This is a genomic window from Streptomyces sp. NPDC001852 (assembly GCF_042891825.1).
Lineage (GTDB): Bacteria > Actinomycetota > Actinomycetes > Streptomycetales > Streptomycetaceae > Streptomyces.
Window position 1 is genome coordinate 517,843 of the sequence record NZ_JBIATN010000003.1, and the last position, 21,819, is coordinate 539,661.

A 21,819-nucleotide genomic window follows, 5' to 3' on the forward strand; every position below is an offset into this window, starting at 1 on the left:
CATGGACATCCACCGCCTGCGCACCTTCCGCGAGGTGGCCCGCGAGCTGAGCTTCACCCGCGCCGCCCGCAATCTGCACTACTCCCAGCCGACCATCACCGCCCAGATCAAGGGCCTGGAGGAGGCCGTGGGCCAGCCGCTGTTCGTCCGGCGCGGCAACCGCGCCGTCGAGCTGACCACGGCGGGCGCCCGGCTGTGCCCGTACGCCGACCGGATCCTCGACCTGGTCGAGGCCGCCCACACGGAACTGCGCTGCGACAGCCCCCGCGCCGCCGCGACGCACGCCGCCCACGCTTCCCTTCACCCGCAGAGGTTCACCGACTCATGACGACGACGACCGACCCCGAGAGAGCCACGACGACCGAGCCGGTCAGATCCGTGACCGCCGAGCCGGGTGGAACCACGACCGCCGAGCCGGGTGGAACCACGACCGCCGACTCCGTCGGGCTCAGCACCACCGACCGCGTCAGCGCCGCCTTCTTCGACGTGGACGAGACGCTGATCTCCTGCAAGAGCATGCTGAGCTTCCTCGCCTTCCACTGGGGCCGTGAGGGCCGCGCCCCCGCCCGGCTGACCGCGGCCCGCGCCGCCCTCGGTCACCAACTCCGCTCGGGCGTCCCCCGCGAACAGGTCAACCGCGCCTACTACCGCCTGCTGCGCGGCAGTCGCGAGCGGGACCTGGAGGAGAGCGGCCGCCTGTGGTTCGCCCGCGAACGCGCCCGCGACCTCTTCCACCCACCGGTCCGCGAGGCCTTGCGGCAGCACCACCGCGCCGGACACCTCACGATCCTGCTGTCCGGCTCCTTCGCCGCCTGCCTGGCGCCCATCAGCCGGTCCGTCGGCGCCGACCTCCTCATCTGCACCACCCCCGAGGCCACCGACGGCATCCTCACCGGCGACCTCGTCGACCGGCCCATGATCGGCGCGGCCAAGGCGGAAGCGGCCCGCCGCGTCATGACGGCCTTCGGCCTCGACCCGGCCGACTGCCACGCCTACGCGGACGATGCCAGCGACCTGCCCCTGCTGGCCGCGGTGGGCCACCCCGTGGTCGTAGGAAGTGACCCGGTTCTGGCCTCCCGGGCAGCCCTCGACCACTGGCGCCGCCTGCCGAGCCCCGCCATGAGTGGTCTTCTGGCACCGGCTGCCTGACGGCGAGTCGTTCCGCAGTTCCCCGCGCCTGACCACGGGGGCGGCCGTCAGCGCCCCAAGGGGCGCGGGGAACTGCACGACATGCGGCTCCGCCGCGTGGGCGCGACAGGCCACACCGCACCCGCACCCGCCGACGACCCGTCACTCCCCGGGCTCACCCGCTCCCGGCCCCGCCAGCGCCGACAGCACAGGCTCCCACAGCTCGGCAGGGTCACCGGCGGAAGCCCACGCAGTGGCCTGCACACCCACCACCAGCGCCACCACCATCCGGGCCAGCACCTCCGGCCGGTGCCCCGCGTCGATCCGCCCCTCCCGCCGAGCCTCCAGGACCAACTCCCGGACTCTGCACCCGAGTTCCACGAGGGGCACCGGCTCCTCCCGCTCCACCCGTGCGGCATCCGTCGTGAGCCTCAACCCCGCGGCGAACCGCACGTCCTCGTCCATCCTGCGGGCCAGCCCCACGGTGAGTTCCCGCAGCGAGGTCCCGGCCGAGGCCAGCACCTTGCCCCACGCCTCCTCGAACCCCCGGGTCAGCTCCTCGGCCAGCTCGGCCTTCGACGCGAAGTGGCCATAGAGCGCGCCCTTGGTGAGGCGGGCGCGGGCGGCGATGTCGGACAGGTTCGTGCCCGCGAATCCGTGGCGGACGAACTCGGCCGCCGCCGTGTCGAGAAGCAGCTCGTGTGTCCGTCGCGCTCTGTCCTGCTTCACCTCGTCCGTCCCCGCTGTCGACCGATGCAGTCAGCAAGAAAATACCTTCCCGATCGAATTTTTTTCTACCCGTCCTCAGTCCGTCTCCAATACGTCTCCAGTCCGTCTCCAGAGCGACCCCAGAAAGGCAGCCATGACCACCGCCCTTCCCGCCCTCCCCACTCTCCCCTCCGGCCTCCCCCTCGCCCCGACCGCCGTGTCCGGCCTCGCCGCGCGGCACGCCCGCGACGCCGAAGAGGCCGCGCGGCTGCACCCGGAGGTGGTCGCCGCGCTGCCCGCCGCCGGCTTCGCACGCCACTTCGTCCCGCGCCGGTGGGGCGGACGGGCGGGCGGCTTCACGGAGTTGGTGCACGCCGTGGCCGCCGTGGGCGAGGCCTGCGCGTCCACCGCGTGGTGCTGCGCCCTGCTGGCCGGGCACGGGCGGCTGGCGGCCCATCTGCCCGAGGCGGCCCAGGCCGAGCTGTGGGCCGACGGCCCCGACACGCCGATCGCGGCGGCCGTCGTACCGCCCGCCGGCCGGCTCACCCGGGTGCCCGGCGGCTGGCGGCTGACCGGCCGCTGGTCCTTCGCCAGCGGCGTCGAACACGCCGACTGGATCCTGCTCGCCACCCTCGACGAGAGTCCCGGCAAGACCCACGGCAACACCCCCGACGAGATCCTCGACACATCCCTCGCCGAACGGCCGGCCGGCCAAGCCACCGCTCCCGACGGACGGCCGGCCACCCCGCCCCCCGCCTACCGCATCCTGCTGCTCCCCCGCGCCGACGTCCGCGTGCACCGCACCTGGGACAGCGTCGGCCTGCGCGGGACCGGCAGCCACTCGGTCTCCGTCGAGGAGGCCTTCGTCCCGGAGCACCGCAGCTGCCTGCGCGACACCCTGATGACGGGCGTGCCCGAGGCCGACGCGGCGCCCTGCCACCGGGTGCCGTACACCCTGGTCGCAGCGCTGCTGTTCTGCGCGCCCGGACTCGGTGCGGCGCGCGGTGCCCTGGACGCCTGGACCGCGTCGGCCCGTGAGCGCGGCGGACCGGGCGACGCCGGTGTGCAGCAGACGTACGCCCGCTGCTCGGGCGAGATCGACGCCGCGGCGCTGCTGCTCCAGGCCGCGGCGCAGCGCGCGGACCGCGCGGCGCTCACCCCGGCCGCCGCCTTCGAACCGGGGACGGCGGCGCGCAACCAGCGGGACGCCTCGCTCGCCGCCGGCATGCTGACCGGCGCGGTGGAGCAGCTGTTCCGCACGGCCGGCAGCCGCGCCCTGGACCGTTCGAACCCGCTGCAGCGGGCCTGGCGCGACCTGCACGCCGTGGCGGCGCACGGCGCCCTCCAGCCGGGACCGGCGGCAGCGTCGTTCATCAGGGTTCTCGATAATAATTGATACCTTCGCGAAGGTTTTGTTTGATGGAGCCATGACCGAACCCACCAGCTCCACTCCCGCCGACGAGGAGGGCGCTCCGGCGTCCCTCCCCGGGCGTCAGGCGTCCCTTTCCGGGCGTCACGGGGCGAGCAGGACGCCGCTGGCCGATGCCGTGCTCGCGGTGGCCCGCCGGGACATCGCCTCCTTCCACGCCCTTCCGCTCTCCCACGGCCGGTCGATCCGCGACTCCCGCGTCCGGGAGTCCTACGAAGCCCTCTTCGGCGCGGCCCAGCTCGCCGCCGACGTGTCCTACAGCGGCACGATGCTGGACTCCTTCTTCCGGCCGCGCGGCCCGCTCCGCGAGGCACAGCGGCTGGCCGCCGCCGGCTTCGGCGCCGACGCCACGTTCTTCCTGTCGACCGGCACCAGCACCGCCAACCGGGTCGCCCTGACCGCCCTGGCCCGCCCCGGCAGCCGGGTGCTCGCCGACCGCAGCTGCCACCAGTCCGTGCACTTCGCGCTCGGCGCGCTCGGCGTGGACGTCACCTACGCCCCCATGCAGCGCTGCTGCGCCGACTGCCCGCGCACCTTCGGCGACCTGCCCCGGCTGCTGCAGACGTTCCGCACGGCGGTGGCCGAGGGACGGCCGTACGACACGGTCGTGCTGTCCGCGGTGTCGTACGACGGTGTCCGCTACGACCTGCCGACGGTGCTGGCCGAACTGGCCGCCGCCCACCCGAAGGTGGCCGTGCTGGTCGACGAGGCCTGGGGCGCGGTGCACCGCTTCCACCCGCAACTGCGGCCGCTGACCGCGCTGCACGCGGTGGAGCACCTGCGCCGCACCGGGGGCCCGCTGCCGCTCGCGGTGGCCGTGACGCACTCCGCGCACAAGTCGATGTCGGCGCTGCGGCAGGGTTCGTACCTGCATCTGGTCGGCGACGGCGAGGCCCGGGAACGCACCGCGCAGGCGCTGTTCCAGCACCACACGACCTCGCCCAGCTGGCCGGTGCTGGCGAGCCTGGACCTGGCCCGGCTGCAGGCCGAGACCGAGGGCGAGCAGCTGCTGGAGAGGTCGCTGAACCTGGCCCGCACCCTGCGCGCCGAACTCGGCGGCGACCCGCGCCTGTCGGCGTACCGGGCGCTGGGCCCGGAGGGTCATCTGACCGACCCGGCGCTGCTGGTGAGCGACGACCCGACCCGGGTGCTGGTGGACATCAGCGCGCTCGGCATCACCGCGGCCGACTTCCGCCGGATCCTCTTCGACGACTACGGCCTGTACGTGGCCCGGGAGAGCGGCGACGCCGTGCTCTTCCACGTCCACATCGGCGTCGACGAGGCCACGCTGCTGCGGCTGCTGGAGGCGCTGCGCACCATCCAGCGCACCTACCGCACCGCGTCGGCGGCCCTGACCCAGGGCACCTCGGACCACTTCATCATCGCCTACCCGCCGGGCATCCCGATCACCGTGCCCGGTGAGCGGCTGTGCGACCGCACCCTCGGCGAGATCGGCGCGCTGCGCTCCAGCGGCTGCGAGATCTACACCCTCCAGCAGCCCGGCACCTCCACCGCCACGTACGGCGTCCCGTCCGGCCCGGCGGTGCCCACCACGACGGACACCCGGCCACCGGCCACCGTCTCCGCCACCCAGGCGCACTCGCCGACCACCTCCGCCCCGGCCCCGCCACCGGCCCCCACGGCCCGTGTCACGCCCGCGACCATCGGCGCCCCGGCGCCCTCCAGAATCCCCGCCACCCCCATCTCCGCGGCCCCCGCAGGCGCGTCGGCCGCCCCCGCAATCCCCGCCGGAAGGAAGTGACCGTCAATGATCAAGCTCTCGGACATCCGCAAGCACGCCGAGCGTCGCCCCGGGCACGTCGCCGTGGTCGACGGTGAGGTGCGGCTGACCTGGGCCAGCCTCGCCGACAAGGTCGCCCGCGTGGCGAGCGCCATCGAGGAGCGGCTGCCGGACATACGGCCCGCCCGCGCCGTGTTCGTCGCCGAGAACCGCTGGGAGCTGGTCGTCGCCATGGCGGCCGTCTCCTCGCTCGGCATCCCGTGCGTCGGCCTCGACCACACCACCGGGCCCGAGGCCACCGCCGGCGCGCTGGAGCAACTGCGGCCGACCGTGGTCATCAGCACCACCGCCCATCGCGCCGTGCTCACCGAGGTCGGCTGGCCCGAAGGCCGGGACGTGCTCGACATCCGGCTGGACAGCGACCCGCCGAGGAACGCGGCCGGCGTGGCCTTCACCGACCTGCTGCTGTCGGAGCCGCGCGAACCGCGGGCGGTGGAGCAGCCGTTCGAGGCGTTCTCCTTCACCTCCGGCACCAGCGGCATCCCCAAGCTGGTGATCCGCCGGGCCTCCTTCGAGGCGCGCCGCTTCGCGGACCTGGTGGACCAGTACTCCTTCGACGAGGACGACGTCCACCTGGTGACGGTCCCGCTGTACCACGCCTCGGGCCCGGGCTGGGCGCGGATCTTCCTGTCGCTCGGCGGCACGATCGTCCTCGGCCCGTACGACGACGAGGCGGGCCTGATCCGGCTCATCCAGGACGAGGGCGTCTCCACCACGCTCATGGTCCCGCCGGTCCTCAAGCGGGTCGTGGCCCACCCGGCCTCCGAGCATCTGCACAAGACCTCCCGGCTGCACTTCGTGCTCTCCGGCGGCCGGCATCTGAACCGCTGGGTCGTCAACAACACCTGGGACCGCCTCGGACCGGTGCTGCACCTCTACTACGGCACCACCGAGACCGGCGTGAACGTCATGATCGGCCCCGAGGAGCTGCATGTGGCGCCGTGCCGCTCCGGACGCCCGATGCCGGGCAACACCATCGCCGTACTGGACCCGGACAACCGCCCGCTGCCCAAGGGCATGCGCGGCCGGGTCGCCATCGCCAGCTACCAGCTGATGGACGCCTACGCCACCGCCGAGCCGGAGTTCCTCACCCTCGACTACGGCGGCCGTACCCAGCGCTTCCTGCTCACCGGCGACAGCGGCTTCATCGACGAGGCGGGCCGGCTCGAACTCACCGGCCGCAACGACGGCGTCTCCAAGGCCGCCGAGGGCAAGCCGCTGGACGTCAACATCTTCGGTCTCGAGAACGACCTGATGGACCTGCCCTGTGTCCGCGAGACCGCCGTCCTGCGCACCAAGCTGCCCGAGACCGGCGAGGACGTGCTGATCGTGCCGTTCGCGGCGGTCTCCCCGGAGCGGCTGGAGAGCGGCCGGCGCGCGGTCACCGCCGCCTGTGCCCGCCGGGTGCCGTGCCTGCCCGCGTACGTGATCCCGGTGGCGGCGGTTCCGTACAGCCCGACCGGCAAGGTGCGCGCCGGGCGGCTGCTGGAGACCGTCCTGCCGCTGGTCCGCGCCGAGGCCGCGGCCCGCCGCGGCGCCACCGACCTCATCCCCGCCTGACCCGTCCGATCAGTCCCCTCCGTCCCCCCACTCGACAGGAAGAGTCATGAACGATCAGAAGAACTACGGCCGGGGCGTGCTGCTCTGCCTCCTCGCGACCGTGTCCTGGGGAGCGATGTTCCCCCTCATGGACGTGACCCTGAAGCACATCGACCCGTTCACCTTCACCTGCCTGCGGTACGCGATCGCCGGCGCGATGTTCCTGGTGTTCCTGCGGTTGCGCGAGGGCGCGGCCGGGCTGAAGCTGAAGGGTGAACGGATCGGCCTGGCCTGGCTGTTCGGCACGGCCGGGTTCGCCGGATTCCAGTTCCTGGTGTTCTTCGGCCAGGACCTGATCGGTGCCCGGGGCGCGCTGAACGCCTCGATCATGATGGCGACCATGCCCATGATGGGCTTCCTGGTCAACTGGGTGCTGCGCAAGGTGGTTCCGCCGAAGGGCGCGCTGGCCTTCATCGCGATGTCGTTCGTCGGTGTCATCCTGGTGGTCTCCGACGGCAGCCTGTCCACGCTGCTCTCCCACCCGGGTGACTTCGGCCCCGACGCACTGCTCCTGTTCGCCGCGCTGTGCTGGGTGATCTACACCTCCGGGGCCACCTACTTCCCGGGCTGGTCGCCGATCAAGTACACCGCGATCACCACGGTCCTGGGCCTGGCCAGCGCCACCGTCATCACGGCGGTCATCCTGGCCACGGGCGGTGTCCCGGTCCCGACCGCCCACGCGGTGACGACGATCCTCCCCGAGCTGGCCTACATGAGCGTCATCGCCGGTTTCGTGGGCGTCCTCGGCTGGAACTTCGGCAACCGCTACCTCGGCCCGCTCAACGGTGTCCTCTTCATGGACGTCGTCCCGATCACCGCGTTCGTCATCTCCGCGCTGACCGGTGTGGTCCCGGCCGGCATGCAGGTGGCCGGCGCCTCGCTGACCGCGCTGGCGCTCATCTTCAACAACCTGTACCTGCGCCGGGTCGCCCAGCGCACGGCGGCGGCAGCGGCGGCGAAGGCCGCGGCCGAGAAGGCTGCGGTGAAGGCGGCGGAGGGGAGGACGGCCCCGGTGGCGGCGAGTCGCTGACCGGCCGTCAGGCCGACCGGAGGACGGCTGTCGTAGGGGGCACCCCCTGCGGCAGCCGCTTTCCCGTCCTCAGTCCTTCAGGGATCGCCGATCGCGTCCCTGTACAGTTCGGCCGCGCCGCTGCCCAGCACCACGCTGTACGACACGTCGTCGGTCGAGCCGCCCTCCTCGTGGCCGCCGAGGACGCCGACGACCTGGCCGTCACCGTTGATCCAGGGGCTGCCGCTGGTGCCGCTGGCCAGGGAGGGGCAGTCGATGCGCTGCTGGGTGCTGCTGTGCGCGACCGGCTTGTTGGTGCACCTGACGGGCACCTCACGGGAGTCGGGGTAGCCGATGACGGTGACGGCGGTGGCGCCGGTGGCCGTACCGGTGGTGAAGCGATTGGCTCCCACGACGTCCTCGATCCGCCTGCCGTCCAGGTCGTCGACGGTGACGAGGGCCAGGTCGCTGTCCTCGTCCTGGTCCTTGGCCCAGCCGTCGGGCAGGTAGCGCTTGGAGACCTTCCACACCCCGTACGGCGCCTGTCCGTCCCGGTAGCCCGGCGCGAACACCAGGTCGTTGTCGGGGTCACCCACGCAGTGTGCGGCGGTGACGAGGAGGTTGCCCCGCGGGCTGTGCACGACCGAGGCCGTGCAGAAGTGGCCGCCGGACAGGTCTTCGGCCCGGTCGGCGCCGAACAGCGCGCCGACTCGCGCCGTGTGCCGGTTCGCGACGGCATCGGCGGTGACCCCGAGGGGCCCGGGCCCGTCATCGGCTGCCGCTACGGACGCCGAGGTCAGGGCGAGCATCACCACGGCCCCGAGCAGCGCGGGACGCGAGGTGACCGTGATGCGTGAGATGCGCTTCATCAGGTCTCACTGTCCCCCACGAACGTGAGAATCCGGCTGAGACTTATCTGAGATTTTCCTGTGAAACCTTGTGACGAGCGGGAGTGTTGTCTACAACACCCCGCCGACCAGGCGCGATTACATCACGTGACGAATCCCGGCGCCACCGGCTCGACCGTCGCACGGCGATGAACTCTCACGCATGCCCGGACGTATTCCCTATGGGCCCTCTTCACTCGGAATGACCGCCCTTCGCCCAGAAGGTGATGAGTCGGATGGCAACCTCGACCCACATGACCCGTACCCGCACTCCTGCCCGTACGCACACCCGTACGACCCTCGGTACGACGGCGGTCGCCTGCACCACCGCCCTCGTGCTGGCCGCCTGTTCCGGCACGGGCGGCGGTCACCCGAACGCGAGCGGCTCGGCCAAGGCCGGGCCGGGCACCCGCGTGACCGTCACCGAGACCGAGTTCGCGCTGAAACTGTCCCGGTCCTCCTTCACGCCGGGCACCTACACCTTCGTCACGGACAACCACGGCAGGATCACGCACGCGCTGTCGGTCGACGGCCCCGGCGTGGCGGACGCCAGGACCAAGAACCTCCAGAGCGGCGGGCAGGGCACGCTGACGGTCACCCTCAAGAAGGGCAGGTACGACCTGTACTGCCCGGTCGACGGTCACAAGCAGCTCGGCATGGAGCAGCACATCACGGTCGGCTGACCGGCTTCAGCTCCCACTCCACCCCGGTCAGCTCCTCCGACAGAGTCCACAGGCGCCGGGCCGCCCGTGCGTCGCTGGCCGCCCTGCTGCGGCCGACCAGGGTCGGGGCGCCCCGCATCTCGCCCAGGCCGGAGGGGCCGACGTAGGACGCGCCGGGGAGGTCCTGGCTCGCGGCGTAGAGCGTGGGCAGGGCGCCCGCCTCGTCGCTCTGCGCGAAGACCCTGTTGCCGACGGCCATGAGGCCCCTCACCACGGGGTTCGCGTGGTGGCTCTGGAGGTTGGTGGCCGCGTAGCCGGGGTGCGCGGCGAGGGCGCGGACGGTGGAGCCGGCCTCGGTGAGGCGGCGCTGGAGCTCCAGGGTGAACAGGAGGTTGGCCAGCTTGGACTGGGCGTAGGCGCGGGTCGGGCTGTAGCGGCCGCGCAGATTGACGTCCTCGAAGTGGATCACTCCGTCGCCCCCGCGGTGGAGGCCCGAGGACACCGTCACCACCCGGTCCGTCACCAGGGGCAGGAGCAGGTTCGTCAGCGCGAAGTGACCCAGGTGGTTGGTGCCGAACTGCATCTCGAAGCCCTGCTTGGTGCGCTGCTCCGGCAGCATCATCACGCCCGCGTTGTTGATCAGCAGGTCCAGCGGGCGGTCCCAGCCGGCCGCGAACTCCCGCACCGAGTCCAGGTCGGCCAGGTCCAGGCGGCGCACCTCGGTGCTGCCGCTCACCTTCGCCGCGGCGGCGCCGCCCCGCGCGAGGTCCCGCACGGCGAACACCACGTGCGCTCCGGCCCGGGCCAGCGCCCGGGCGGTGGCGAGACCGAGGCCGCTGTTGGCGCCGGTGATCACGGCCGTACGGCCGGTCAGATCGGGGAGGTGGGTCGCGTTCCATGTGTCAGAAGCCATGCCCCCAAAGTAGGCATCGACAACAATGATGTCAATGACAACATCCAGTTACGATGGTCCGCATGCCGCGCATGTCCCCCTCACCGACGAACCGCCCCTATCACCACGGAGACCTGCGCGCCGCCCTGCTCAAGAGCGCCGAGCGCACCCTGCGCGAGAAGGGGGTCGGCGCGCTCTCGCTGCGCGAGCTGGCCCGGGACGTCGGGGTGAGCCACGCGGCCCCCGGCCGGCACTTCAAGGACAAGCAGGCGCTCATGGACGCCCTCGCGCTGGACGGGTACGAGCGGCTGAACCGGGCCCTGGACACCGCCGCCGGACAGCCCGGGCTCACCTTCGAGGGGCGGATGACGGCCCTCGCCCGGGCCTACCTCGGCTTCGCCGTCGACAACCCCGAGCTGCTGGAGCTGATGTTCGCGCGCAAGCATGCCCCCGAAGGCTCTGCCGGCGCCGACCGGCTCGCCGCCGCCGTCGACCAGTCCCTCGGCTCCCTGACCCGGATGGTCGCGGACGCCCAGGAGCAGGGCGAGATCGTCGCCGGGGACCCCGAGCGGATCACCATGATCGCCGCCGCGAGCCTGCACGGCCTCGCCGCCCTCATCGCCGCCTGCGCGCTCGACGCCGAGGACGCCCTGAGCGGCCTGGACGAACACGTCCACCTGCTGCTCCACGGCCTCAAGCCCCGCTGAGCCCGGCCGCCCTCCTCCGTGCGGACCCTGTGCACCGGGTCAAGCCCCGCCCAGCACAGCGCCAGCACACAGCCATTGATCAGTAAGCCGCCAACCGCCTTGGGTAACGCGGTGGTCAGGATTCCGAAAGCCTCTTGTTGTCGCGTACTCAACAAAGCGATGGTCGTCGCGGGCCGCCGCCCCCACCGGTCACCCACCAGTGGTCCCCCACACCCGCAGGCCTCTGTCCACCACTCCCAGGAGGCTGTACCTTGCGTACGACCACCCCCAACTCCCCCCACATACGCGGCAGATGGCACCGGATCGGGTCGGCCGCCGCGGCCGCCGCCGCACTCCTCGCCGCCGGCCTGACCACCGCGGCCCACGCCGAGGCCGCCACCTCGGCCACGAACCACAAGGTGAGCGCCAAGGCCATCGCCGCCCAGGTCGCCAAGGCCCACGTGCGCTACGAGAAGGCGTGCGGCGCCACCCCGAAGAAGGGCTACGCCGCCTGCAACGCCCTGCGCGTCACCGGCGGTACCACCGCCTTCATGGAGAAGCAGGCGGCCCTGAAGGGCATCGCGCCGAAGACCGTCTCCCCGAAGGCCGCCTCCGACTCCCCGACCGGCTACGGCCCCTCCGACCTCCAGTCGGCCTACGGCCTGACCGACGCGGCCTCCGCGAACGGCTCGGGCGAGACCGTCGCCATCGTCGACGCCTACGACGACCCGAACGCCGAGTCCGACCTCGCGGCCTACCGCTCGTACTACGGCCTGCCGGACTGCACCACCGACAACGGCTGCTTCAAGAAGGTCGGCCAGACCGGCTCCACCACCTCGCTCCCCTCCGCCGACAGCGGCTGGGCGGGTGAGGAGTCCCTCGACCTCGACATGGTCAGCGCGGTCTGCCCGAACTGCAACATCCTGCTGGTCGAGGCCAAGTCCGCGTCCGACGCCAACCTGGGCACCGCGGTGAACGAGGCCGTCAAGCTGGGCGCCAGGTTCGTCTCCAACAGCTACGGCGGCTCGGAGTCCTCCTCCGACACGACGTACGACTCCTCGTACTACAAGCACCCGGGCGTCGCCATCACCGCCAGCGCGGGCGACGGGGGCTACGGCGCCGAGTACCCGGCCGCCTCGAAGTACGTGACCGCCGTCGGCGGCACCGCCCTGAAGACCTCCTCCGACAGCCGCGGCTGGACCGAGTCCGTCTGGAACACCTCCAGCACCGAGGGCACCGGCTCCGGCTGCTCGGCCTACGACGCCAAGCCCAGCTGGCAGACCGACTCCGGCTGCTCCAAGCGCATGATCGCCGACGTCTCCGCCGTGGCCGACCCCGCCACCGGCGTCTCCGTCTACGACACCTACGGCTCCGACGGCACCGGCTGGAACACCTACGGCGGCACCAGCGCCAGCTCACCGATCATCGCCTCGGTCTACGCCCTCGCCGGCACCCCGGGCAGCAGCGACTACCCGGCCCAGTACCCGTACAACGCGGCCGGCACCTCCGCCCTGAACGACGTCACCAGCGGCAGCAACGGCAGCTGCTCCACGTCGTACTTCTGCACCGCCGGGTCCGGCTACGACGGCCCGACCGGCTGGGGCACCCCGGAGGGCACGAGCGCCTTCTCCGCGAGCTGACCGACCCGCAGGACCGCCCCGTCGGGTCACGGGGAGCCGCCGGATGAGGGGGACGTGGGGTCCCCTCGGCGGCACGGAAAGGAAAACGGGCCACGGCACCCGGCCGCGGCCCGTTTTCCCTGCCCACCTCGCGCTTCTGTCCAACTCCCTTGCGAAGTCTTCCTCCACGACCCGCGGCAGGACGGAGACGCTCTGGAGGACGAGCAGCGCCGAAGGCACCGGCTCCGGCTGCTCGGCCTGCACCACCAGCTACCTGTGCACCGCCCAGGCGGGCCACGACGGCCCGACCGGCTGGGGCACCCCCGAGGGAGTGACGGCCTTCACGGGCTGACCGCACCCACCGCCTCGCAGGTCAAGGGCTCGACGGCACCCGCCGCCGGGCCCTTGGCCATTTTCCGCTCCCCGCCCATGAGAACATCATCTCGACCCCTCACCCGACCAGCCGTCAGAAACCGTGCCAGGTCGTAGAGGAGGACAACGACCGAACCACACGACAGGTTCCGGTCGGACCTCGTTGCCCGGCGTGACCTGCCGTGATACACAGAGTGACCGTACGCGCCATTCGTACGAAACCCGCCAGTCAATGACGTCAAGTCGACATGCGTTGGCGGCGTTGTCGGCGACAATGAGGCCTGACCTCTGCACACCGCAGGGGCCGACGGAACTACCCACCAGGGGCGGTGACTTACATGCTCTTTGCGGCCGACAAGGGAGACATCAACACCATCATCGGCGGGATCGCTCCGGACTGGGGCCCCTTCGGCAGCCTGGGCAACGAGGCCAAGGTGATGATCGAGGTGGTCATGGCGGTGGCCATCCTGCTGTGCCTCGGCATCGCCGTATGGGGCGCGGCCAAACAGCGCATCGGCGCCACGGCCCTGCGGGACACCTTCAGCGCGGAACAGGGCAAGGGCCTCATCATCGCCGGCCTCACCGGGGTCTTCATCATCGGCTCCCTCGGCACCCTGTTCACGATCGTGTACGGCATGGCCGTCTGAGTCCGCTGAAGGTCCCTGAAGGTTGCGTCTCCCTGATGTCGAGTCACCACACCGCGCCCGCGCGGCAACCAGCACGGCTACCGTCGTACGCCTACGAGGGTGAGGGAGCGCGCACGCCATGACCTCCGGAGACGACCAGTCCTACACCGACTACGGCGGCGACACGGGCCACACCCGCACCCGTCTCCCCGAAACCGACCCCTACGGCGGCGCCCCCCGCCGAGGCCCCCACCGCTCCTCCTCCCGCTCCCTGATCACCGTTGTCGGCGTAGTGGTCCTCCTCATCGCAGCGATCGCCTTCGCCAACAGAGGGGATCATTCGTCGACGGACGGCTCGGCATCCAAGGGCTCCCAGTCGCACACCTCACCCACCGCCGCCACGGGCACACGCCCGGTGGAGACCAAGTCCGGCGGCATCCCGTCGGGCTTCGCCCATACGGAGCAGGGGGCGGAGAGTGCGGCGGCGAACTACGCGACCGTCCTGGGCTCTGACGGCATGTTCAACAATGTCCGGCGGCACCAGATCGTGCAGACCATCGCCGACCCCAGCGCCGTGGACAGTCTCCAATCGGGATTCGACGCCGACTACTCGGCCGCGTTCCTGAAGAAGATCGGGCTCAACAACGACGGCAGCGCACCCACGGGCAACACGTTCGTGAATCGCACGATCCCGGTCGGGACAAAGGTGACGTCGTACAGCGACGGCGCCACCACGGTCGAGGTCTGGTGCAACGGCCTTTTCGGCATCGCCGGCGAAAGTTCAACCAACCCGGTGACCAGCAGTTGGTTCACCGTGACCATGAAATTGCGCTGGACCAACAGTGACTGGAAGGTCCTGGAATCCACCCAGAAGACCGGTCCCACACCCGTCACCGGTGACAACCCTGTGTCCGGAGCCGACGAGATCAGCAAGGCGGTCCAGGAGTTCGGAGGCTTCACCTATGCCCGGTAGCCAGCACCGCACGCTCAAGCTCACCGGCCTGGTGGCCGCCGTACAGACCACCGCCGTACTCCTGGCCTCGCGTGCCGCCGCAGCCCCCACCCCCACGCCGTCCCAGAGCAACGACCCCTGTTCGCTGATCGCCGGGCCTGCCAAGAAGTACTGCCAAAACGACAGCGGCGGCTCCAAGAGTGGGATCACCGGGCCCACCAACAACCCCCTCACCGACACCCTCGACCCCCTCTCCTCCCTGGCCAAGGGCTGCGCGGACGCCGCCTCCTGGACCATCGGCAAGCTCAGTAAGGCCGTACAGGAGACCGCCAACGTCGACTTCACCAATCCGAAGTTCCTGCAGCAGTACGCCATCGTCTTCGCCGCGTCCACGATCCTCACTCTCCTGCTGTGGCTCCTGGCCGTGGCCAAGCGAGCCGTGCGCGGCGTGCCGCTGACGACCGCGATCTCGGAAGCCGTCGGATTTCTCTGGCTGACCGTGCTCGCCTCCGCCTTCACCCCGCTGATCCTCTACACGGTCGTATCGGCCACCGACGGCGTCACAGACGTCCTCGCCAAGGCCACCGGCGACCAGGCCGACACGTTCTTCGGCACCTTCTCCGGCGCCCTCGGCAAGGGCACCAACATCGGCGGCGGCCCGATCATGCTGATCGTCGTCTCCCTCGTGAGCATCCTCGCCGCCGGCGTCCTCTGGCTGGAACTGGTCATCAGGGCCGCGCTCCTCTACGTCGGCGCCCTCCTCGGCACCGTCGTCTACGCGGGCCTGGTGGACAAGAACCTGTGGGGACACGTCCGGCGCTGGGCCGGAATCATGATCGCCGTGATCCTCGTCAAGCCGGTGATCGTGATAGTGCTCGGACTCGCCGGCGCCCTCTCCTCCGGCAACGGCCCCGACGCCTTCTCCGCCGTCGTCTCCGGCCTCGCCATCATCCTGCTCGCCATCTTCGCCAGCGCGATGATCTACCGCTTCGTCCCCGGCTTCGGCGACGAGATCGCGAACGGCCGCAACAACCGCATCATGCAGGGCGCCGAGAGCAAGGCCGCCGCCGTCATAAGCTCCCCCGCCACCCTCGTCGCCCAGGGCATCAAGACCCACAGCACCCGCGCCGACAACAACGGAGCAGGGGGACAGTCGAGCAGCGCTCCCCGCCCCGCCAACCCCGCCACCGGCGGTGTCGCCGCCCACAGCAGCCGTACCCCCACCGGGGGCGGCGGAGCCGTCCCCTCCGCCGCGCCCGCGCCCCGCGCGCCCAGCCCGGCCAGCCCCGCGAACACCCCGCACGCCAGTAACACCCGCAACATCAACCGCACGGGAGGTGAAGGGCGTTGACGACCGAGTCCCACCTGTCCCATCCGGTCACGCCCCGCCGTACGTATCTCATCGGCCGCGCCCGGCCGAACGCGATCGTCGGCCGGAACCGCGAGTCCGGCGAGATCGCGCTGATCATCGCCGGCGCGTTCCTCGGCATGATGTGCGGCCTCCTCGTCCCGGTCCTGTCCCTGCGGATCGTGCTGCTGACGGGCTTCCCGCTGCTCGCGCTCGCCGCGGTCTACGTGCCGTACAAGCACCGCACCTTCTACAAGTGGTTCGAGATCAACCGCAGCTACAAGCGCACCGTCAAGGGCGGCCACGCGGTCTACCGCTCGACCGCCATGGAAGCCGGCACCCGCCTCGACGGACGTGAGGTCGAAGTCGGCCCCCCGCCCGGCATCGGACGGATCACCTGGCTCGCCGCGCCCTTCGGGCCGGACGAGATCGCAGTGCTCCTGCACGCCGACCGCAAGACCGTCACCGCCGCCATCGAGATCGAAGGCCCCGGCGTCGGCCTGCGCGACTCCGAGGACCAGGAGGCCCTGGTCGACCGCTTCGGCACGCTGCTCAAGCACGTCGCCAACGGGGACGGATTCGTCACCCGGCTGCAGATGCTCGCCCGCACGCTCCCCGCCGACCCCGACGCCCACGCCAAGGACGTCACCCTGCGCGGCGACCACCGCTCCCCGCAGTGGCTAAGGCAGTCGTACGACCAACTGCAGTCCATGGTGTCCACCAGCAGCGAGCAGCACCGCGCCTACCTCGTCGCCTGCATGCCCTACAACCGCGAACTGGCCGCCGAGGCACACGCCATGGCCCGCGCCGTCCGCGCCCGCGGCGGCAAGGTCGACCGGGACACCGGTCTCGCGGTGGTCATGGCCCGCGAGCTGACGGACATCTGCTCGCGGCTCCAGGAAGCCGACATCCGGGTCCGCCAGCCGCTCGGGCAGGGACGGCTGGCCTCCCTGATCCACTCCATGTACGACCCCGACCACCCGATCGACCACATCCAGGCCATGACCCAGCGCAACGCATGGCCGGCCGAGCTCGACGCCACCGAACCCACCTTCCTCCAGGCCAAGACCCGCGAGTCCAACACCCGCGCCCCCTGGTGCCACGCCACCGCCTGGGTGAAGGAGTGGCCGATGACCCCGGTGGGCGTCAACTTCCTGGCTCCCCTGCTCGTCCACACCCCGGACGTCATCCGGACGGTCGCCGTCACGATGGACCTCGAGCCCACCGAGGTGGCCATCGAACGCATGCTGACCGAGAAGACCAACGACGAGGCCGAAGCCTCCCGCGCCGCCAAGATGAACCGCACCGTCGACCCGCGCGACGTCGCCGCGCACAACCGCCTCGACCAGCGGGGCGAGGACCTCGCCAGCGGCGCGGCGGGCGTCAACCTCGTCGGCTACATCACCGTCTCCGCCCGCACCCCGGAAGCCCTGGGCCGCGACAAGCGCACGATAAGAGCCTCCGCCGGCAAGTCGTACCTCAAGCTGGAGTGGTGCGACCGAGAGCACCACCGCGCCTTCGTGAACACACTTCCCTTCGCCACCGGCATCCGAAGGTAGGGGCTGATTCGCCGATGCGGGATCCGCTGTCCGTCCTCACCGACGCCTTCACCTCCTTCCTCTTCGGGAAGGTCGAGACGACCCGGCTGCCGGTGCGCACCTCCACGGGCCAGGCCCAGGCGGTGTACCTGCCCACGGCCGCGCCCGGCCTCGGCGACTCCGGCGTCATCATCGGCCGCGAGGTCTACTCCGGCAAGGGCTACATCTACGACCCCTTCCAGCTCTACGGCCAGCAGCTCCCGGCCCCGCACTGGCTGGTCCTCGGCGAGTCCGGCAACGGCAAGTCGGCCCTGGAGAAGACCTACGTCCTGCGCCAGCTGCGCTTCCGCGACCGCCAGGTCGTCGTCCTGGACGCCCAGGGCGAGGACGGGGTCGGTGAATGGAACCTGATCGCGGAGGAGCTGGGGATAACTCCCATCCGGCTGGACCCGACGGCGGCACTGGACCACGGCATCCGGCTCAACCCTCTCGACCCGGCGATCACCACCACCGGTCAGCTCGCGCTGCTCCGCACGATCATCGAGGTCGCGATGGGCCACGGCCTGGACGAGCGTTCCGGCTTCGCCCTCAAGGTCGCCCACTCCTACGTCAACGAGTCGATCCTCGACCGCCAGCCGGTCCTCTCCGACATCGTCGAGCAGCTACGGCACCCGGAGCCGGAGTCGGCCGAGGCGATGAACGTCGCCATAGACGACGTACGGGCCTGGGGCCTGGACGTCGCCCTGGTGCTGGACCGGCTGGTCGACGGTGACCTGCGCGGCATGTTCGACGGTCCGACGACCGTGGGGATCGACCTGGACGCCCCCCTGATCGTCTTCGACCTCTCCCACATCGACCGCAACTCCATCGCCATGCCCATCCTCATGGCCATCGTGGGCGTGTGGCTGGAGCACACCTGGATCCGCCCCGACCGCAAGAAGCGCATCTTCCTGGTCGAGGAGGCCTGGCACATCATCAACAGCCCGTTCGTCGCGCAGCTCTTCCAGCGCCTGCTGAAGTTCGGCCGCCGGCTGGGCCTTTCGTTCGTGGCGGTGGTGCACCACCTGTCCGACGTCGTGGACGGCGCCGCGGCCAAGGAGGCGGCGGCGATCCTGAAGATGGCCTCCACCCGCACCATCTACGCCCAGAAGGCGGACGAGGCCCGGGCCACCGGCCGGGTGCTGGGTTTGCCGAGGTGGGCCGTGGAAATCATCCCGACACTGACGCCCGGCATCGCCGTCTGGGACGTCAACGGCAACGTCCAGGTGGTCAAACACCTGGTCACGGAGACGGAACGACCGCTGGTCTTCACCGACCGCGCGATGACCGAGTCCTCCAGCGACCTCACGGCCGACGACGCCCTGCGCGCCGCCGAACTGGAGGCCGAGCAGCGGGCGGCGGCCTTCGTGGAACAGCATCTGGGCGACTCCGAGTCGACGGTGGCGTAAGGGCAGCGGCAGGCGCCGCGCGGAGGCCGGAGTCGGGGCAGAGGCAGGAGTCGGGGCAGGGGCAGGAGTCGGGGCAGAGGCCGGAGTCAGGGCAGGGGCAGGAGTCGGGCAGAGCAGGGGAGGAACGCGTGAGACCGGACGCTCGCGACCGCCGCGAGGACCGCCGGGAGGGCCAGGGCGGCATCCCCGACGGCCTGCTGATCGGCATACTCGCGTTCCTCCTCGGCATGACGCTGCTGGTGTGGACGGCCACCGGCCTCGCAGCCCTCTTCGCCAAGGGCGCCTGGCCGCACGGCGTCACCTTCACCCGCACTCCCCTGGCCATGCGCCACCTCATCGGCGAACCTCACGACATCACCGGCGCCTGGCCCGACACCCCCGCGTCCCAGCTCTCCGGCTGGGGACTGTTCTGGGGCCTGTTCATCGGCCAGCTGATGGTCCTGTTCGTCCTCACCGTGTTCGTGATGGGAGCGGTGGCCCGGTGGCGGGCGGGAAGGGCCACACGGCGAGCGGAGAAAGAAGCAGTGCCGGAGGCCACGCGGTCCGCACCCCCGCTCGCGGCCGAAACGCTTCACGAGGTACCTGCACCCCGCAGCGAACCCGAGCCGCAGCAGCTGCTCAGCCTGCCGGCCGACGGTGAAGACGGTGAAGACGGTGAACCGGTGGGCGGGTGGGAAAAGATCCTCGTGGCACCCAGGGAAAGCCGCCACACCAGCGCGACCCAGGCAATCCGCGACGCGGACGGCCCCGCCCTCGTCGTCACCTCGAACCCGACGCTCTGGCAGGACACGAAGGACGCCAGGGCCAAACTCGGCCCCACCCTCCTCTACGACCCCACCCACCTCTGCGACACCCCGGCCCGCCTCCACTGGTCCCCCACAGCCGGCTGCGAGGACAAGCAGACCGCGCTGAACAGAGCAACAGCGCTGCTCAGCCCCGTCCAGCCCACGGCCAAGATCGACCAGGCGGTCGTCGACACCGCACTGACGCTCCTGCGGAGCTACCTCCACGCCGCCGCCCTGGAGAACCGCACCGTCCGCCACGTCCACCGCTGGGCCCAGGGCACCCAGATCCAGGACGCCGTACGCACCCTCCGTACCCACCCCAAGGCCGCCCCCGGCGCGGCCGGCGAACTCGAGGCCGCCCTCACCGCACACCCGGAACGCCGGGACATCGCCCAGGAACTGACCGGCCGAGCCCTCTCGGCCCTGTCCACGGTCAACATCCGCGAGGCCTGCACACCGAACCGAACAGATGCCCTGTCGCTGGATTCCTTCGTGCACGAAGGGGGCACGCTTTATGTGGTCGGTGAATCCATCGAGGACCCCAGGAGCAACCCCGGCGCGATGCCACTGCTGACGGCCCTCGTCTCCAGCGTGGTCGAGCGCGGCCGGCGCATGGCCGAACGGTCATCCTCCGGTCGGCTCGACCCACCACTCAGCCTGGTCCTGGAGGACGTCGCGGCCGTGGCCCCCATCCCCCAGCTCCCCGACCTGCTCGCCACCGGCACCGACCAGGGCCTGCCCACCCTCGCCCTGCTCCGCTCCCGCGAACAGGCCCGCTCCCGCTGGCCGCACCAGGAACTGCCGGTCTGAGACAGACAGGAGAGAGGCCGCTCTCAGGACGGCCACTCCAGCACGAACTCCAACTCGTCCTGGGAAGCGTCCTTGAAGAACGGCACGATCACCCCGCTCGGCACGAACCCCGCCTTCCGATAGGCGCCCTGGGCCCGTTCGTTGTCAGCGTGCACCAGTAGCCGCACCCGCTCCGCACCACGGTCCCGCGCCCACTCCACACCGGCGTCGAGCAGAGCCTTGATCAGCCCGTTCCCGCGATGCTCGGGCCGGACGTACACCCCGACCACATGCCCCTGCCGACGCTCGACGGCGAGCCCGGCCCAGTCCTTCGTCCCGGCCTCCTCGATGAGCACGGTCACCGAGCCGGCCCAGGTCCCGTCGGGCGCCTCCGCGATGAGCTGCCGGGCCGCGGTGGACCCCTCTCCGGATCCGACCGCGCGGTCCTGCCAGAACGCGTCCGCGCGTGCCTCGGCCTCTTCGTAGGTCTCCAGGAAGGCGAGGTGCGCGATCGGGTCCCGCAGCGCGTCCAGCCGCAGTTGCTTCACTCGGGGCCAGTCGTCGGGTCGTATGGCGCGGATGACGTAGTCACCGCTGGTCGAGGCACTCATGTGCGCCAAGGTAGTGCCGCGCGCCGACCCCGGCATCCCATATTGTGCCCACCATGACAACACTGCCCCAACGTCCGCACACCGCCCTGCTGGTCATCGACGTCCAGAACGGCGTGATGGCGCCGAGCTCGCCGAACCGCGAGGCCGTGATCGCCAACATCGGCACCCTCATCGACAGGGCACGCGCGGCGGAGGTGCCGGTGATCTGGGTGCAGCACCAGGACGAGGAGCTGGTGCCGGGCACCGAGAGCTGGGCGTACGTGCCCCAGCTGAAGCGGCACCACGACGAGCCCCTCGTCGCCAAGAGCTACCGGGACTCCTTCGAGGACACCGATCTGGAGTCCGTCCTGAAGGACCGCGGCGTCGGCCGCCTCCTCGTCACGGGCGCCCAGTCCGACTTCTGCATCCGCTCGACACTGCACGGTGCCCTTGCGCGGGGCTACGACGCGACGCTGGTCGCCGACGCACACACGACGGAGGACCTCACCGAGTACGGTGCGCCGGCCCCGGAACAGGTCATCGCCCACACCAACCTCTACTGGAGCGGCCAGCACGCGCCCGGCCGCCGAGGCGGAATCGTCACCACAGCCGACATCAGCTTCTGAAATGCAGAAAGGCCCACGCCGGGCGGCGTGGGCCTTTCTCAAGAATTGTTCGGCGGCGTCCTACTCTCCCACAGGGTCCCCCCTGCAGTACCATCGGCGCTGTGAGGCTTAGCTTCCGGGTTCGGAATGTAACCGGGCGTTTCCCTCACGCTATGACCACCGAAACACTATGAAACTGTGAACGCCGCACCACCCGTGAACCGGGCGGGGCTGTTCGTGGTTTCAGAACCAACACAGTGGACGCGAGCAACTGAGGACAAGCCCTCGGCCTATTAGTACCGGTCACCTCCACCAGTTACCTGGCTTCCAGATCCGGCCTATCAAC

General features: G+C 71.0%; 20 protein-coding genes and 1 rRNA gene. 16 read left to right on the plus strand and 5 right to left on the minus strand.

All coding sequences use genetic code 11. The features are described 5' to 3' along the window. Window position 1: 1 nt before the first annotated feature. On the plus strand, window positions 2–328 hold the full coding sequence (locus ACFYZB_RS07830) for a LysR family transcriptional regulator (protein WP_351213638.1): 327 nt from the start codon (window positions 2–4) through the stop codon (window positions 326–328). Next, window positions 325–1,149, plus strand: a complete 825-nt coding sequence (locus tag ACFYZB_RS07835) for an HAD family hydrolase (protein WP_388755575.1) — start codon at window positions 325–327, stop codon at window positions 1,147–1,149. The genes ACFYZB_RS07830 and ACFYZB_RS07835 overlap by 4 nt, the downstream gene beginning before the upstream one ends. Window positions 1,150–1,290: 141 nt before the next feature. Here the strand turns inward: ACFYZB_RS07835 and ACFYZB_RS07840 are convergent, their stop codons facing one another. Then, window positions 1,291–1,857 (minus strand): TetR family transcriptional regulator, encoded by a 567-nt coding sequence (locus tag ACFYZB_RS07840; protein WP_388755578.1) that lies wholly within the window; start codon window positions 1,855–1,857, stop codon window positions 1,291–1,293. Between the two features lie 133 nt (window positions 1,858–1,990). Between ACFYZB_RS07840 and ACFYZB_RS07845 the strand changes: the two genes are divergently transcribed. Genes ACFYZB_RS07845 through ACFYZB_RS07860 form a run of 4 tightly spaced genes read left to right on the plus strand, consistent with a single transcriptional unit; the run spans window position 1,991 to window position 7,695 of the window. Beyond that, a complete protein-coding gene (locus tag ACFYZB_RS07845; RefSeq protein ID WP_388755581.1) occupies window positions 1,991–3,232 on the plus strand; it encodes an acyl-CoA dehydrogenase family protein in 1,242 nt (413 codons plus the stop codon). A 31-nt stretch (window positions 3,233–3,263) separates the two neighbouring features. After that, window positions 3,264–5,027: an arginine decarboxylase gene (locus ACFYZB_RS07850; protein WP_388755584.1), complete on the plus strand. Its 1,764-nt coding sequence runs from the start codon at window positions 3,264–3,266 to the stop codon at window positions 5,025–5,027. Window positions 5,028–5,033: 6 nt separating this feature from the next. Next, window positions 5,034–6,626, plus strand: coding sequence for a class I adenylate-forming enzyme family protein (locus tag ACFYZB_RS07855; protein ID WP_388755587.1), 1,593 nt, complete (start codon window positions 5,034–5,036; stop codon window positions 6,624–6,626). A gap of 46 nt (window positions 6,627–6,672) precedes the next feature. Then, the gene (locus ACFYZB_RS07860; RefSeq protein WP_388755590.1) at window positions 6,673–7,695 is read left to right on the plus strand and encodes a DMT family transporter; all 1,023 of its coding nucleotides are present in this window, start codon (window positions 6,673–6,675) and stop codon (window positions 7,693–7,695) included. A gap of 77 nt (window positions 7,696–7,772) precedes the next feature. On the opposite strand, the gene ACFYZB_RS07865 is transcribed toward ACFYZB_RS07860, so the two are convergent. Further along, complete coding sequence (locus ACFYZB_RS07865; protein WP_388755593.1) at window positions 7,773–8,543, minus strand: trypsin-like serine peptidase; 771 nt, start codon at window positions 8,541–8,543, stop codon at window positions 7,773–7,775. Between the two features lie 254 nt (window positions 8,544–8,797). On the opposite strand from ACFYZB_RS07865, the gene ACFYZB_RS07870 reads away from it, so the two are divergent. Beyond that, window positions 8,798–9,244 (plus strand): copper-binding protein, encoded by a 447-nt coding sequence (locus tag ACFYZB_RS07870; protein ID WP_388755597.1) that lies wholly within the window; start codon window positions 8,798–8,800, stop codon window positions 9,242–9,244. Here the strand turns inward: ACFYZB_RS07870 and ACFYZB_RS07875 are convergent. Continuing rightward, window positions 9,231–10,136, minus strand: a complete 906-nt coding sequence (locus ACFYZB_RS07875) for an oxidoreductase (RefSeq protein ID WP_388755600.1) — start codon at window positions 10,134–10,136, stop codon at window positions 9,231–9,233. The genes ACFYZB_RS07870 and ACFYZB_RS07875 overlap by 14 nt on opposite strands. A gap of 53 nt (window positions 10,137–10,189) precedes the next feature. Here ACFYZB_RS07875 and ACFYZB_RS07880 point away from each other — a divergent pair, with 53 nt between their 5' ends. The 8 genes from ACFYZB_RS07880 (at window position 10,190) to ACFYZB_RS07915 (ending at window position 20,299) form a co-directional block, all read left to right on the plus strand. Beyond that, window positions 10,190–10,822 (plus strand): TetR/AcrR family transcriptional regulator, encoded by a 633-nt coding sequence (locus tag ACFYZB_RS07880; protein WP_388755603.1) that lies wholly within the window; start codon window positions 10,190–10,192, stop codon window positions 10,820–10,822. A 251-nt stretch (window positions 10,823–11,073) separates the two neighbouring features. Next, window positions 11,074–12,441 (plus strand): peptidase S8, encoded by a 1,368-nt coding sequence (locus tag ACFYZB_RS07885; RefSeq protein ID WP_388755605.1) that lies wholly within the window; start codon window positions 11,074–11,076, stop codon window positions 12,439–12,441. 689 nt (window positions 12,442–13,130) lie between these two features. Further along, complete coding sequence (locus ACFYZB_RS07890) at window positions 13,131–13,439, plus strand: hypothetical protein (protein WP_014673544.1); 309 nt, start codon at window positions 13,131–13,133, stop codon at window positions 13,437–13,439. Window positions 13,440–13,557: 118 nt separating this feature from the next. Beyond that, a complete protein-coding gene (locus tag ACFYZB_RS07895; RefSeq protein WP_388755609.1) occupies window positions 13,558–14,391 on the plus strand; it encodes a hypothetical protein in 834 nt (277 codons plus the stop codon). Beyond that, window positions 14,381–15,721 (plus strand): hypothetical protein, encoded by a 1,341-nt coding sequence (locus tag ACFYZB_RS07900; RefSeq protein WP_388755612.1) that lies wholly within the window; start codon window positions 14,381–14,383, stop codon window positions 15,719–15,721. Before ACFYZB_RS07895 ends, ACFYZB_RS07900 begins: the two co-directional genes overlap by 11 nt. Further along, the gene (locus ACFYZB_RS07905) at window positions 15,718–17,277 is read left to right on the plus strand and encodes an SCO6880 family protein (protein ID WP_351213608.1); all 1,560 of its coding nucleotides are present in this window, start codon (window positions 15,718–15,720) and stop codon (window positions 17,275–17,277) included. The genes ACFYZB_RS07900 and ACFYZB_RS07905 overlap by 4 nt, the downstream gene beginning before the upstream one ends. Before the next feature lie 14 nt (window positions 17,278–17,291). Then, complete coding sequence (locus ACFYZB_RS07910; protein ID WP_388755614.1) at window positions 17,292–18,704, plus strand: ATP-binding protein; 1,413 nt, start codon at window positions 17,292–17,294, stop codon at window positions 18,702–18,704. 128 nt (window positions 18,705–18,832) lie between these two features. Next, window positions 18,833–20,299, plus strand: coding sequence for a type IV secretory system conjugative DNA transfer family protein (locus ACFYZB_RS07915; protein WP_388755617.1), 1,467 nt, complete (start codon window positions 18,833–18,835; stop codon window positions 20,297–20,299). A gap of 23 nt (window positions 20,300–20,322) precedes the next feature. Here ACFYZB_RS07915 and ACFYZB_RS07920 read toward each other — a convergent pair whose 3' ends face one another. Continuing rightward, complete coding sequence (locus ACFYZB_RS07920; protein ID WP_388755620.1) at window positions 20,323–20,889, minus strand: GNAT family N-acetyltransferase; 567 nt, start codon at window positions 20,887–20,889, stop codon at window positions 20,323–20,325. A gap of 53 nt (window positions 20,890–20,942) precedes the next feature. Here ACFYZB_RS07920 and ACFYZB_RS07925 point away from each other — a divergent pair, with 53 nt between their 5' ends. Then, complete coding sequence (locus ACFYZB_RS07925) at window positions 20,943–21,494, plus strand: cysteine hydrolase family protein (protein WP_388755623.1); 552 nt, start codon at window positions 20,943–20,945, stop codon at window positions 21,492–21,494. 47 nt (window positions 21,495–21,541) lie between these two features. On the opposite strand, the gene rrf is transcribed toward ACFYZB_RS07925, so the two are convergent. Further along, a 5S ribosomal RNA gene (rrf, locus tag ACFYZB_RS07930) occupies window positions 21,542–21,658 on the minus strand. Window positions 21,659–21,819 lie beyond the last annotated feature (161 nt).